This is a genomic window from Cohnella ginsengisoli (genome assembly GCF_029525555.1).
GTDB classification, from domain to species: Bacteria; Bacillota; Bacilli; order Paenibacillales; family Paenibacillaceae; genus Cohnella; species Cohnella ginsengisoli.
Genome location: NZ_JAPDHZ010000003.1, coordinates 1,816,781 through 1,830,311, shown reverse-complemented (window position 1 = coordinate 1,830,311; position 13,531 = coordinate 1,816,781). Strand labels below are relative to the sequence as shown.

Annotated in this window: 10 protein-coding genes and 3 pseudogenes; 10 read left to right on the top strand and 3 right to left on the bottom strand. The window is 60.0% G+C overall.

Annotated features, from left to right (window positions below; translation table 11 throughout):
* Positions 1-174: 174 nt before the first annotated feature.
* The 9 genes and pseudogenes from OMP38_RS19570 (at position 175) to OMP38_RS19525 (ending at position 9,909) form a co-directional block, all read left to right on the top strand.
* Positions 175-4,089 (top strand): galactose-binding domain-containing protein, encoded by a 3,915-nt coding sequence (locus OMP38_RS19570; RefSeq protein ID WP_277566576.1) that lies wholly within the window; start codon positions 175-177, stop codon positions 4,087-4,089.
* 199 nt (positions 4,090-4,288) lie between these two features.
* A pseudogene (locus OMP38_RS19565) lies at positions 4,289-5,155 on the top strand (RCC1 domain-containing protein); the annotation flags it as partial.
* Positions 5,156-5,198: 43 nt separating this feature from the next.
* Positions 5,199-5,258, top strand: a pseudogene (locus OMP38_RS34865) (hypothetical protein); the annotation flags it as partial.
* A 21-nt stretch (positions 5,259-5,279) separates the two neighbouring features.
* Positions 5,280-6,350 carry an InlB B-repeat-containing protein gene (locus OMP38_RS34860; protein WP_338130549.1) on the top strand — a complete coding sequence of 357 codons (1,071 nt, stop codon included), beginning with the start codon at positions 5,280-5,282 and terminating at the stop codon, positions 6,348-6,350.
* Entirely contained in the window at positions 6,289-7,902 is a 1,614-nt protein-coding gene (locus OMP38_RS19545; RefSeq protein WP_338130591.1) for an S-layer homology domain-containing protein, read from the top strand. Before OMP38_RS34860 ends, OMP38_RS19545 begins: the two co-directional genes overlap by 62 nt.
* A gap of 158 nt (positions 7,903-8,060) precedes the next feature.
* Positions 8,061-8,297 carry a DUF6953 family protein gene (locus OMP38_RS19540; RefSeq protein ID WP_277566574.1) on the top strand — a complete coding sequence of 79 codons (237 nt, stop codon included), beginning with the start codon at positions 8,061-8,063 and terminating at the stop codon, positions 8,295-8,297.
* Positions 8,298-8,362: 65 nt separating this feature from the next.
* Entirely contained in the window at positions 8,363-8,830 is a 468-nt protein-coding gene (locus OMP38_RS19535) for a hypothetical protein (RefSeq protein WP_277566573.1), read from the top strand.
* A 219-nt stretch (positions 8,831-9,049) separates the two neighbouring features.
* Positions 9,050-9,283, top strand: coding sequence for a cold-shock protein (locus OMP38_RS19530; RefSeq protein ID WP_420869679.1), 234 nt, complete (start codon positions 9,050-9,052; stop codon positions 9,281-9,283).
* 422 nt (positions 9,284-9,705) lie between these two features.
* Positions 9,706-9,909, top strand: coding sequence for a cold-shock protein (locus tag OMP38_RS19525; RefSeq protein WP_090118053.1), 204 nt, complete (start codon positions 9,706-9,708; stop codon positions 9,907-9,909).
* A gap of 110 nt (positions 9,910-10,019) precedes the next feature.
* Here the strand turns inward: OMP38_RS19525 and OMP38_RS19520 are convergent, their stop codons facing one another.
* The 3 genes from OMP38_RS19520 to OMP38_RS19510 all read right to left on the bottom strand — a co-directional run bounded on the left by OMP38_RS19520 (position 10,020) and on the right by OMP38_RS19510 (position 11,825).
* Positions 10,020-10,832 (bottom strand): hypothetical protein, encoded by an 813-nt coding sequence (locus OMP38_RS19520; RefSeq protein ID WP_277566572.1) that lies wholly within the window; start codon positions 10,830-10,832, stop codon positions 10,020-10,022.
* Positions 10,833-11,023: 191 nt separating this feature from the next.
* Positions 11,024-11,539 (bottom strand): L,D-transpeptidase, encoded by a 516-nt coding sequence (locus OMP38_RS19515; RefSeq protein ID WP_277566571.1) that lies wholly within the window; start codon positions 11,537-11,539, stop codon positions 11,024-11,026.
* Between the two features lie 67 nt (positions 11,540-11,606).
* A complete protein-coding gene (locus OMP38_RS19510) occupies positions 11,607-11,825 on the bottom strand; it encodes a hypothetical protein (protein ID WP_277566570.1) in 219 nt (72 codons plus the stop codon).
* 283 nt (positions 11,826-12,108) lie between these two features.
* Between OMP38_RS19510 and OMP38_RS19505 the strand changes: the two are divergent.
* Positions 12,109-13,504 (top strand): annotated as a pseudogene (locus OMP38_RS19505) (hypothetical protein).
* Positions 13,505-13,531: the final 27 nt, after the last annotated feature.

The window sequence follows — 13,531 nt, the reverse complement described above, 5'->3', positions numbered from 1 at the left end:
TAGGAATGTACATCGTCGGCCAGTTTGTAAGCGCTTATAATTTAAAAGAAAGCATCATCATTATCCGGGAGGAGGAGGTTCGCAACGCCGCAAACTGTGCCTGGGTCGCTGATCAGCCGCTGAAGACGGAAGGGACCGGAAAGTCGCGTTATCCATTTTAAAAGGAGGCAGATCATGTTCATGAAATTGCAGACGGGAAAACGGAAGCCGTGGACGGCTTCTTTGCTGGCGCTTGCGCTGATGGCCGGACTGCTCGCCAACCTGGCCGTACTGCCGGCGTCCAAGACTTATGCGGACGGTCCGAATCTGGCGGCGAACAAGCCGGTGACCGCAAGCTCGTACGCGGACGTGTATCAAGCGGGCAATGCCGTAGACGGCAACGCCGGCACCTACTGGGAGAGCGCGAACAACGCATGGCCGCAGTGGATCCGGGTCGACCTGGGCGCGGCTTCGTCGGTCAATCAGGTCGTGCTGAAGCTGCCGTCCGGATGGGGAACGCGCTCCCAGACGTTGTCCGTGCAGGGCAGCCTTAACGATTCGACGTACAGCACGATGGCGGCCTCCGCGTCTTATTCATTTAACCCGGCGACCGGCAACGCGGTGACGATCAGCTTCTCAGCGACCAGCGCGCGTTACGTCAAGGTCAACTTCACGGCCAACAGCGGCTGGCCCGCCGGCCAGGTTTCCGAGCTGGAAGTGTACGGCGCCGTCTCTCCGCCGGCCAACAACGTATACGAAGCCGAGGCCGCGGCGCTGTCCGGCGGGGCCAAGGTGAACTCGGACCATACCGGATATGCGGGGACGGGATTCGTGGACGGCTATTGGACGCAGGGCGCGCAGACGCAGTTTACCGTCAATGCGGCGGCAGCGGGCAACTACGCGGTCGCGCTGAAGTACGGCAACGCGAACGGCGCAGCCAGAACGCTGAGCGTCTACGTGAACGGCGCGAAGGTGAAGCAGACGACGCTCGCGAATCTCGCCAACTGGGACACGTGGGGAACCCAGTCCGAGACGTTTGCGCTGAACGCGGGCAGCAATACGATCGCCTATAAATACGATACAACCGACTCCGGCAACGTCAACCTGGACCAAATTGCGCTCACCGCGGTGTCCGCCACGCCGACCCCGACGGCGACGCCAACCGCAACCCCGACGGCGACGCCAACCGCAACCCCGACAGCCACGCCAACGGCCACGCCAACGGCGACGCCGACGGCAACGCCAACGGCGACGCCGACGGCAACGCCTACAGCTACGCCGACCGCAACGCCAACGGCTACGCCTCCGCCGACCGGCTCCAACTTGGCGCAGGGCAAGCCGATCACAGCTTCGTCCGTCAACTGGACTTATGTGGCTACGAACGCCAACGATGGGAATACGGCTACCTACTGGGAGAGCAATACGAACAGCTACCCCGCCACGCTGACCGTCTCGCTCGGCGCGAACGCCAGCATCTCCCAGATCGTGCTGAAGCTGAATCCGGACAATGCCTGGGCGACGCGCACGCAGACGATCCAGGTGCTGGGCCGCGATCAGAACGCGACTGCATTCAACAACCTGGTCTCGTCCGCGCAGTATACGTTTAACCCGGCGACCGGCAATACGGTCACGATCCCTGTCAGCGCTACGGCCAGCGACGTGCAGCTGAAGTTCACGGCGAATACGGGTGCGACGGGCGGGCAGGTGGCCGAGTTCCAGGTCATCGGCGTACCCGCGCCGAATCCGGATCTGACCGTGACGGGCTTGTCCTGGACGCCGTCCGCGCCGGTCGAGACGGACAGCGTCACCCTGACGGCGACCGTCAAAAACGCCGGCACGCTGGCTTCCGCGGCGACGACCGTCAATTTCTACCTTGGCACGACCAAGGTAGGGACCGCGAACGTCGGCGCGCTCGCGGCAGGCGCTCAAGCCAATGTCAGCGTCAACATCGGCGCTAAGGACGCAGGCAGCTACGCCGTCTCCGCCAAAGTCGACGAAGATAACGCCGTCATCGAGCAAAACGAGAACAACAACAGCTACACCAGCGCTTCCAACCTGTCGGTCAGCCCGGTTCAGAGCTCGGACCTGGTCGCCACGTCGGTGAGCTGGAGCCCGAGCAATCCGGCAGCGGGCAATACGACGAATTTTTCCGTCATTCTGAAAAATCAAGGCACGATCGCTTCGGCCGCCGGCGCGCACGCCGTCACGCTGACGCTGACGGATGCCACGACCAATGCGGTCGTGAAGACGCTGACCGCCAGCTATACCGGCACGCTCGCCGCCGGCGCGTCCAGCCCGTCGATCGCCCTTGGCAGCTGGACCGCGGCTAACGGCAAGTACAACGTCAAGGTCCAGATCGCGGCCGACGGCAACGAATTGTCCGTCAAGCAAGCGAACAACGTCTCCACGCAGCCGTTGTTCGTCGGTCGCGGCGCGAACATGCCGTTCGACATGTACGAGGCCGAGGACGGCACGATCGGCGGCGGCGCAGCCGTCGTCGGACCGAACCGCAACATCGGCGACCTCGCCGGCGAGGCTTCCGGCCGCAAGGCGGTCACGCTTAACTCGACCGGCAGCTACGTGCAGTTCACGACCAAGGCGAGCGCCAATACGCTGGTCGCCCGCTTCTCGATCCCGGACGCGCCGGGCGGCGACGGCATCGACGCGACGCTGAACGTCTACGTCAACGGCACGTTCGCCAAGGCCATCGACCTGACGTCCAGGTATGCCTGGCTGTACGGCTCCGAGACCGCGCCGGGCAACAGCCCGGGCTCCGGCTCGCCGCGCCACATTTATGACGAAGCGAATCTCATGTTCGACACGACGATTCCGGCGGGCAGCACGATCCGCCTGCAGAAGGACGCGGCCAACACGACGAGCTACGCCATCGACTTCATTAGCCTCGAGCAGGCGACGCCGATCGCGAATCCCGACCCCGCCAAGTACGTCGTGCCGACGGGCTTCACGCACCAGGACGTGCAAAACGCGCTCGACAAGGTGCGGATGGATACGACCGGCAACTACGTGGGCGTCTACCTGCCGGCGGGCACGTACACGACGTCGAACAAGTTTCAGGTATACGGCAAGGCGATCAAGGTCATCGGCGCAGGTCCGTGGTATACGCGCTTCGTCGCGCCTTCGAACCAAACCAACACCGACATCGGCTTCTCGGCGACGTCCACGGCGAACGGCTCCACCTTTGCCAACTTCGCCTACTTCGGCAACTACACGTCCCGGATCGACGGACCGGGCAAGGTGTTCGACTTTTCCAACGTCGCCAACATGACGATCGACAACATCTGGACCGAGCACATGGTGTGCATGTACTGGGGCGCGAACACGGACTACGTGACGATCAAAAATTCGCGCATCCGCAACACGTTCGCCGACGGCATTAACATGACCAACGGCAGCACGAACAACCTGATCTCCAACAACGAGGCGCGCGCGACCGGCGACGACAGCTTCGCGCTGTTCTCGGCGATCGATGCGGGCGGAGCCGACGAGAAGGACAACATTTTCGAAAACCTGACGTCCATCCTCACCTGGCGCGCGGCCGGCCTCGCGGTATATGGCGGCTACGCCAACACGTTCCGCAACATTTATATCGCGGATACGCTCTGCTACTCGGGCATCACGATCAGCTCGCTCGACTTCGGCTATCCGATGAACGGCTTCGGCGCAAGTCCGACCACGAACCTGCAAAACATCTCGATCGTGCGCGCGGGCGGTCACTTCTGGGGGCAGCAGACGTTCCCGGCCATCTGGGTGTTCTCCGCGTCCAAAGTGTTCCAGGGCATTCGCGTGAGCGACGTGGATATCGTCGATCCGACGTACCACGGCATCATGTTCCAGACGAAGTACAACGGCTCGCAACCGGAAAATCCGGTTACCGACACGATCTTCACCAACATCACGATCTCGGGCGCGCAAAAGAGCGGCGACGCGTTCGACGCGAAGAGCGGCGTCGGCATCTGGGCCAATGAACTGCCCGAGCCGGGCCAAGGTCCGGCGGTCGGCTCCGTTACGTTTAACAATCTGAAGTTCAACAATGTCGTGACGCCGATCAAGAATACGACCTCGACCTTTACGATCAACGTCAATCCTTAATTAAGGACGCTAAGCAGTCCGTTCGCCGTCAGGCGGGCGGGCTGTTTGCGTTAGCGGCAGCAATCATTAACGACGCATTTCTTTCAACGGATTAACTTTCGATAATCGTCTTCGCCTTCCCCGGCCCCTTACAATAGCGGCAGAAGCCGGACTGCGCGCCGGCAAGCGGGGAGGAATTCAATTGAAACGCAAGACGAGTATGCTGATGTGTCTGGCGCTGCTGTTCGGCCTTATTCCCATATACGGAATCGGAGAGGCCGCCCATGCAGCTGCGCCGGCGATAGAGCCGCAGTTGGTCGCGGGTTATTACCACAACGTCGGCCTGTCGACGGACGGTACGATGTGGGGCTGGGGCGGCAACGAATTCGGCGGCCTCGCGGACGGCACGCAGACGAATCGCGCCGCGCCGGTCGCCGCCTCCGGCATGACCGGCGTCGCTTCGATCGCGGCGGGCGTGCGGCAGTCGTTCGCGGTTAAGCAGGACGGAACCGTATGGGCTTGGGGTTCGAACAATAACGGACAGCTGGGAGACGGCACGACGACGGACAGGCTGCTGCCCGTTCAGATCGCGATCGACGACGTGTCGTCGCTATCCGGCGGCATCGGTTATCATACGCTGGCTTTGAAGAAGGACGGAACGGTATGGGCTTGGGGCAAAAACGACAACGGCGAGCTTGGCGACGGCACGCTGACAAGTCGTTCGGTACCGTCCGCCGTTCCCGGTATGACGGATATCGTCGCGGTATCCGCCGGCGGCTATCATAGCCTCGCCTTGAAGGCCGACGGAACGGTATGGGCTTGGGGGCTTAATTCGGCGGGCGAGATGGGCAACGGAACCGAATCGGCAGCGCAGAAGACGCCGGTGCAGGTAACGGGCCTGGATCATGTGATCGCGATCTCCGCCGGCAATTATCATAATCTGGCCATCAAAGAAAACGGTACCGTGTGGGCATGGGGCGACAACAGCTGGGGCGCGCTCGGCGACGGGACGACGAGCAAACGAATCGTGCCGGTCCAAGTGCAGGGGCTGGGCGACGTCAAGGCGGTGTCCGCCGGCGGCTGGCATAGCGTCGCGTTAAAGGGGGGACGGGACCGTATGGACTTGGGGGCTGAATACGCACGGCCAAGTCGGCGACGGGACATATGCGCTCAAAAATGTGCCCGTGCAGCTGGCTGGCCTTACCGGTATCGTGCAGGTCGCGGCCGGTTCGTTTCACTCGGCTGCGCTTCGCAACGACGGTTCGGTCTGGGGCTGGGGCTACGCCGGTTACGGGCAGCTCGGTACCGGCAACTTTAACGAGTCCGTCTCTCCGGTTCAAAGCAAGGCGTGGCTCGATGGCATAACGCCGGACGTAGCTAATGGTACGATCGCGGCATCGGGAGTCACGACGGACAGCGCTGCGCTGACGTGGACGAAGGCGACCGACGATATGACCGAGCAGTCCGGTTTGCAGTATCGCGTCTATCGTTCCTTTAAAAACAATATTCAGTCGGTTGCGGACATGGAATCCAAGGGCATCGCCGTCAATACCTATACGGCGGATCTCGACAGCGTTCAGCTGACGAATTTAATTGACGGCATGCCTTACTATTTTAACGTCATCGTCAAGGACAAGGCCGGCAATAAAACGGCATATACGATGCAGCAGGTGGTCACGGTCGCGATCCCGACCTACAGCGTCATCTATCGAGGGAACGGCCACACCTCCGGCAAGGTGCCGGTGGACGAATACTATTACTATGCGGACGAGCAGGCCGAGATCCTGGGCAATTCCGGCGGGCTGGTCAGAACCGGATACGCGTTCGCGGATTGGAATACGGCGGCCGACGGTACCGGCACGTCCTATGCGGAAGGCGACCTGGCTACGATTGGGCAGGAGGACCTCGTGCTTTATGCGCAATGGACGAAAAATCCGACGTATAAGGTGTTGTATGACGGCAATGGAGAAACGGGCGGCACGGGTCCGGTCGACAACGAAGAATACGAGCCTGGCGCTGTGGCGACCGTCTTGAGCAATGCCGGCGGCTTCGTCAAGGGCGGCTATGCCTTTGACGGTTGGAATACGGAGCCGTATGGAGACGGTACGCCGTACGCGGCGGGGGGATTCGCTCGCGATGAGCGCCGCAGACGTGACGCTGTACGCGCAGTGGGAGATCGATACGGGAGAAGGGCCGGGACCGGATCCCGATCCCGATCCGGTGGCCGCGCCAAAGCTAACATCGCTCCAGCTATCGACGGGCGTATGGAGCGCTGCCTTTGAAGCGGAGACGCCGGAGTATACGATTACCGTATCGGAAGAAGTCGCTTCAGTCGACGTCAAGGCGGCAGCAGCGAACGAACGTCAATCCGTGACGGCCAGCGTCTACGACGCGAAAAACCTGAGGATCGGCGGCCCAGTCGTGCTCGGCGCCGAATCCCGGCCCGTTTCGCTTGACGCATCGGCAGCCTCCCTGCTGATTGCCGTCGTCGCCGAAGACGGCAGGGCGTTGACTTACACGCTGCATATCCGAAGAGAAAAAGCGCAGGATCCGGCAACGCCCACACCAGTGCCGACAACGACGCCAGTGCCCACAGCGACGCCTGCGCCGACCCCGCCTCCGTTCAAACTGACGATCGGCGGGACCGAGCAATCCCTCATCGGATCGGCGACCATGAACGTGCGCGATCTTAACGTGCAGCTGCGATCGTCGGCGCTAAGCGCCGGCTTGTCGGCCGCGGCCGACGGGACCTCGATCGCGATCACTGCGCCGGACGATGCGTTGAGCCTGACCGTGCGGTTCGACAAAGCGGCGCTTAATGCGATGAAGGAGAAGCGCGCATCGCTCGAGCTCGTGACGGCCCAAGGGAGCTATACGCTTCCGATCGCGGATCTTCCGGTAGAGACGGCCGATGGCGCGACAATCGGCTTGACCGTGAGCCGAGGAGGAGATGGGACTGCGTTGCAGCTGTCCCGGGCGGCAACGGATTCGGGGTATGCCGTCATCGGATCGCCAGTGTCGTTCGAATTGAAGGTAGACGATGCAGGCCGAGCGACGGTCGTCGACAGCTTCCACTCCTTTGTAAAAAGAGAGCTGCCGCTGCCGGCAGGCACCGATCCGGCAGGCGTAACGGCCGTCGCAATCGAACCCGACGGCAACCTGCGGCCGGTTCCGACGGAGATCGTAGCCCGCGACGGCCGGTATTACGCAGTCGTTCGCAGTCTGACGAACAGCGCCTACGCGCTCGTCCGATCGACGGCGCTCGACTTCACGGATCTAAGCGGGCATTGGGCAGGCGAAGCGATCGCCGACATGGCGGCCCGGCTGATCGTGAACGGCTACACGAGCGGGGAATTCCGCCCGAACGGGGCCGTCAGCCGCGCGGAATTCGCCGCGATGCTGATCCGTGCGCTGGGCCTGCCGCAAACGAACGGCGGAACGACCGCGTTCACGGATCTGAAGGTAGGGGCCTGGTACGGAGGCGCCGTCGCACAAGCGGCGGCATACGGCTTGCTGCTCGGCGGCAGCGACGGTCGATTCCGGCCGGACGAGACGATCACCCGCGAGGAGGCGTTCGCGGTGGTCATGCGCGCGGCGAAGCTTGCCGGCATTCAAGGCACGGCAGCGACGGTGGATTCGGACGGCATCTTGCTTGCATTCGCCGATGGCGCCGAGATTCAAGGATGGGCGCGCGAAGATGTAGCTAGCGCCGTGCAGGTAGGTCTTATACAAGGCGCAGGAGGCCGGCTTGATCCAGGTGAGGCGGTGACCCGCGCCGAGACGGCCGCTATGCTTCGTCGCTTGCTCGTGCAGGCGGGCTTAATCCAAGATTAACGTTCACACAGAGAGGGACAACCCCGGCGGTCTGCCTGGCGCGTCCTTCTCTTTTTTTTGAAGGTCGCTCGATTAATTGCCTGCGATTCCCGTCAATTTGGTACAATAAGAAACGGTCAAGCGCAAGAAGAGTTACCGGCAGTCAAGGAGGCATCGGAATGGAAAAAACGGCGCAGGACGTCGCGGCCTGGATGGTGAGCGAGATTCGCCATCGGGGAATGTTGAAGCAGGAGGAAGCGGTCGTTTATATCCGCGAGCAGTTCGGCGAACGATTCGTGTTCGTGAACGAACGCGGCCATACGGCGCTCGACCGCGAGGTGGTCAAAGCGTTTCGCAAGCTCCACGGAGGCCGCGTCGCTTGGGATCGCGACGGTTTTTTCTGGGGATGGACCTGAAGCGGCCGGATGAGGGCGCGACAAGCGCAGCTATATATAGGGATCATGACAAGGAGCGTGCATGCATGCTGAGCTTCGAGCAAAAGCTGGCGATCGCCGACGAATTCAAAGAGCTGACGCGCAAGGACGTATCACTCGGCCGCGTCAATTATCAATTCGAAGGCAGCGCCTTCGACAAGAAAAACGTCATATATCACTTGCACCGCAGCGGCAACGGCTTCGTCTATGCGGGGCGGCTTGAAGGCTACGACACGGACGACAAAGGTTTCGCGAATATCGCGGCATTCTCGGAGGAGCAGCTGCGAACGATCGTCGCGGCATCCATCGATTCGCTCAGAGGCGAAGCGGGCGAAGCATCCGAGCCGGCGCTTGAAGAAATCTGGCGGAACGAGAAGCGGCAGACGCTGGAATTAAAGTACGACGAAGAAGATGCGATGTGGTACGTCTATGCGGGCCTTAACTTGGACGGCGCCTTCGACTCCTATGACGAAGCCGCGGCTTACTTGATGGAAGAGGGATTCGCCAAGGCCTGAAGCGTGCTTTGAAGAGGGCGGAAATCCATGAAAGGACCATTTTGGATTTGCCATCCGTTCTTTTATGGGCTATGATGGATATAATGCATGTACGTGGAGAATCATATATCGTCAAGGTTCCATGGCAGTTAGCGAAGCCTTGTCGCGTATATGATTTTTTTAGTTTTGACGGTTCGAGGCTGCTTGTGTTACGCCCAATACAAGGAACAAGGCTAAGCCTTGGAGAGGAGCGCTCCATGTACAATTCCCGCAAAAAACCGGTTGAAGAGGTCCCCCCTCGAGCCGACTTCCGTATGGTCCTGCGCCAGCGATAGCTGCAACGGATGGATTCGCGAAAATTTTGCGTTTTCGGACGAACCGGCATGCACGCTCTGCGGATCGCCGATGGAAAAGACCGAGCGCATGCTTCCCGCCCTCGTGAACACGAGTCTGTCGATGTCGAGCCGCAGCTGAGGCTGACCGCCGCATCGAACTTGGGTACTCGCGATCGCGCCCGATGCCGTTTCTCCTTATGGAGAGCGGCATCTTTGCATCTGAGAGGGGAATTCGCGTATCTCCAAAAAAAAGTTGCGCGGCCCTGTTTAAGATCCTCCGTATTTGGTTAAGCTATATACGAGCGACGCTTTACCCTGCCGAGGGTAGTGAAGCCGGCAAGGAAGAGCGTTTTCTTGTTCTGCCTTACATTGGACCATTTCTGCATTTGCGTTCCTGGACAAGATATGATAAGATGAATCTAATCTAAATCTTGACCTGAGTTCACATATTGTAGAGGGTTATTATTTTAGAAGATTTAATAACCTTGTACAATATGTGAATTTTATTTTCTACGCAAAATAAAGGTCATGTAGAAAAAACATTTTTGGAGGTAATACCAAATGGCTCAACAAGGTACAGTTAAGTGGTTCAACGCAGAAAAAGGCTTCGGTTTCATCGAAGTTGAAGGCGGCAACGACGTATTCGTTCACTTCTCCGCTATCGTCGGCGAAGGCTTCAAGACGCTTGACGAAGGCCAACGCGTTGAATTCAACGTTGTTCAAGGCAACCGCGGTCCGCAAGCTGAGAACGTTGTAAAGCTGTAATTTGATTTTAAGCGGCGGCGACGCCCTTAAATAGCAAAGCCCGGCCTATGGCCGGGCTTTTGTGCGTGCATGAACCTTCATTCGGTTGCTTGCTCCTGCCTTTCGGGCGCTCATGCCGCGGCCAAAGACGAGGCGCGTGCGATCGCCTCCGAGATCTTCTGCTCGAACGCGTATTGATTTTGCTTGGCCTCGTTGATCTGGCCGGCTATTTTGAGCAGGCTCGCAAGCGCGTTGGAAGCGTCCCGAGGGGCGTTCTTTTTCGCGGCTGCATTAAAGCTGCTCCAGAGCGTCTTACCAGCCTGCTTTGCGGCAGAAGCGGCCCGTTTTTCCGCTTGAATGCGGGTCTTCAGCCCGTCGATCGATTCCAGCGGCTCCTTGGCTCGCTTCGACTTCGCGGTGGCGGCGCTTTTGGCGAGCTTGAGCTTGTCTTGCTTGGCTCGAATATCGTCGCGGGCGAGTTGAACCGTCACCTTCATAATATCGGCTTGAAGCTTGAGCGCCGCGTTCAGATCTTTGTTTTTCAACATGCGTGCCGCTTCGATCCGCTTGTTGAGCGCCGTGTAACCGTCGAAGAGCGGCTTGTACTTAACCTGCGCAGCCTTGACCTGCCCGTCCAGCTTGGCGATCTCGTCGGCGTCGATGTCTTTGATCCGCTGCTTGGCCGTCTTCAATTGCAGCTCGTTGCGATCGTGCAGGGCGGCGGTCGCTTCGTCCGTCTGATCTCCCTTGGCCTCCAGCGACACGAGCGCGTCGTGTTGAGATGCGATCTTGGCGCGCAGGGCCGGCTCCGTCGCTGCGTTCATCTTGTCGTAAGCGGTCTTGGCCGCCGCAGAGAAGGTGAACGACGCGGCCTCCGACACCCCCGGCAACATCGCAAACCACGTCAGTACCGCCGCAAGCACTACTTTACATCCCCATCGCATAACGAATTTCCTCCCTGAAAAGTTTGAATGGACAGCAAAAAAAGCACCAGCAAGCAAGGCCTTGGCCTTGACTCACGGGTGCTTCCCCTGTCGGATGATAAGTATTCTGTTCGTTCAATATACACGGAATAGAGGTTGGAAGTCAATCCCTTTTTTGAGAACGTACATTCCCGTCGGGAGCGGGCGAATGATTATTTCTGGATCAGCACCGGCGTTTTGCTCGGAACCTCGTCGTACAGCCAACGGATGTCTTTATTGTGCAGGCGTATGCAGCCGGCGGATACGTATTTGCCGATCGATTTTTCATTGTTCGTGCCGTGGATGCCGTATGCGTAGGAGACATTGCCGTTTTTCAGCGTCACCTTAAGGCCGAGCCAGCGATCGCCCAGCGGATTTTTGGGGTCGCCGCCTTTGATTTTTTCCTTGTAATAGGGGCGATTTTTAATTTTCTCCTGAATGACGAAGAGCCCCTCGGGGGTGTACGATGGCTTGGCGCCGGTCGCGACCGGGAATGATTTGACGAGCTTGCCTTCTTTGAAGTAAGCCAGCTTGTTGAGCGATTTGTCGATAACGATGAAGTTCTCGTAGCCGCTGTACTTGGCATCCAGTTGAATCTGGGCGGCGGATGCCGCGGACGCGGTACCTAAGGGAATCAGGCAAATCATGCAGATGAACAGGCCGAGCAACATCGAAAAAGCTCTTTTCAAATGGATCGCCTCCTTGCGCTGTTCCCCATGGATATGCGCGAGAGGAGGCGAATATGGTTGGATAAGCTCAGGTTTTCCGCTTCAGCTCGAAAAATTCGCAGTCCCGCCTATTGTGATAGGCCAGCTCGCTGACGCTTGTCTGAATGACGACGGTGTTGTCGTCGAAGCGAAGAATGACGCCGCCGCTGTCCACGATATGGTCGTCTTTGAAGACGCGCATGCGAAGCTGACGCTCCATTGCCTCTTGGAAATCCGCGTCCGTCGTCAGCCTGCGGTTGATTGACATAAGGGTACCCCTTTCTTGGCCCGGTTCCGCTAACGTTCGAGTCGGGGCGGTCGGGAGTCATGGAAGAACGGCTCTATCCATCATAATGCCGGGGAACGGCGATATCAATGATCCACCGCTGGCTAACCTTTGCTTATGACCGTCGAACCTGTTCGAAGGGGATGCCGTTAAAACTTACGAAACATACGAAAGGGAAGTTCCGCCCCGTACACCGGGACGAACGCCCGCCCGCCTCTCCGCATACGATGTAGCAGTCTTCGAGGAGAGGCAGAGGGTGATGATATTGGAGATAGCCCTGACTTCCTTGCATTGGGTGTACCTGGCTTTTATTTTATTTATCATGGCGATGCTCGTCATGCGCCGGGATACGATGCTGGTGTGCGTGTTCGGCATTCTTGCGCTGGGCTTGATCGCGACGGACAGCCTCGGCAGCTCGGTATCGGGCATATTCAACAGCTTCATTTATGCGATTAAAGAGCTCATCGGCACGATCCTCATCATCTCGATCATCGTCTCGATGAGCCGGATACTGATTCGGACGGGGATCAATGAGGTCATGGTTGCGCCGCTCACGCGGTTCATCCGGACGCCCGCAATGGCCTATTGGGGCATCGGGATCATCATGATGGTCACTTCGTGGTTTTTCTGGCCGTCGCCCGGCGTCGCGCTGATCGGAGCGGTGCTGCTGCCGGTCGCCACACGCGTCGGACTGCCGGCGCTCGGGGCCGCGATGGCGATGAACTTGTTCGGACACGGCATCGCGCTGTCCGGCGACTATATCATCCAGGGCGCGCCGAAGCTGACGGCGGACGCAGCCGGTCTGCCCGTGTCGCAAGTCATGGAGGCGAGCGTTCCGCTCGTGGCGGTGATGGGCGTCGTCACGACGGCGACGGCGTTTTGGCTGATTCGGAGGGACTTGAAGCGCGGCGCATTCCGCGACGGCTTGGTCGCGGAGCCGCCCGCAGGCGACGCCGGCAGGAAGAACGATGCGATTCCGATGGCGCCCTCGCTTAAGCGGGTGCTTGCCGCGATTATTCCGCTGCTGTTCCTGGCCGACGTCGGCGCCATGATCGCGTTCAAGCTGCAAGGCGGCGATGCCACGGCGCTCATCGGCGGCACGGCCGTGCTCATCCTCATCGGCGTGACGCTGCTGGCGCATGGCGACCGGGGGGCTCGAGGCCACGACGGATTACCTCATTGAGGGGCTGCAGTTCGGCTTCCGCGTATTCGGCCCCGTCATACCGATCGCCGCCTTCTTCTATCTTGGCGATTCGGCGTTCGCGGACCTGATCGGCAAGCTGCCTGCGGGCTCGCACGGCATCGTGAACGATCTTGGCGTTGCTCTCGCGAACGCGGTGCCGCTGAACGGCGCGGTGAGCTCCGTGACGCTGACCGTCGTGGGCGCCATTACCGGGCTCGACGGCTCGGGCTTTTCCGGCATCTCGCTGGCGGGCTCCATCGCGAATATGTTCGGCGCTTCGGTCGGCGGCACCGACACGTTGACGGCGCTCGGTCAAGTCGCGGCCATCTGGGTGGGGGGCGGCACGCTGATCCCGTGGGCGCTCATCCCAGCGGCGGCCATTTGCGGCGTCAGCCCGTTCGAACTGGCGCGGCGCAATCTGCTGCCGGTGCTGATCGGACTCGCGGTGACGACCGTCGTCGCGATGTTCCTGATCTGACGCGTCGCGCGGGCGTCATCCGAACGC

Coding starts and splice junctions, on each gene's coding strand:
- OMP38_RS19520 (WP_277566572.1), bottom strand. CDS start 10,832: ATGCGATGGGGATGTAAAGTAGTGCTTGCGGCGGTACTGACGTGGTTT.
- OMP38_RS19540 (WP_277566574.1), top strand. CDS start 8,061: ATGGAAAAAACGGCGCAGGACGTCGCGGCCTGGATGGTGAGCGAGATT.
- OMP38_RS19535 (WP_277566573.1), top strand. CDS start 8,363: ATGCTGAGCTTCGAGCAAAAGCTGGCGATCGCCGACGAATTCAAAGAG.
- OMP38_RS19525 (WP_090118053.1), top strand. CDS start 9,706: ATGGCTCAACAAGGTACAGTTAAGTGGTTCAACGCAGAAAAAGGCTTC.
- OMP38_RS19510 (WP_277566570.1), bottom strand. CDS start 11,825: ATGTCAATCAACCGCAGGCTGACGACGGACGCGGATTTCCAAGAGGCA.
- OMP38_RS19570 (WP_277566576.1), top strand. CDS start 175: ATGTTCATGAAATTGCAGACGGGAAAACGGAAGCCGTGGACGGCTTCT.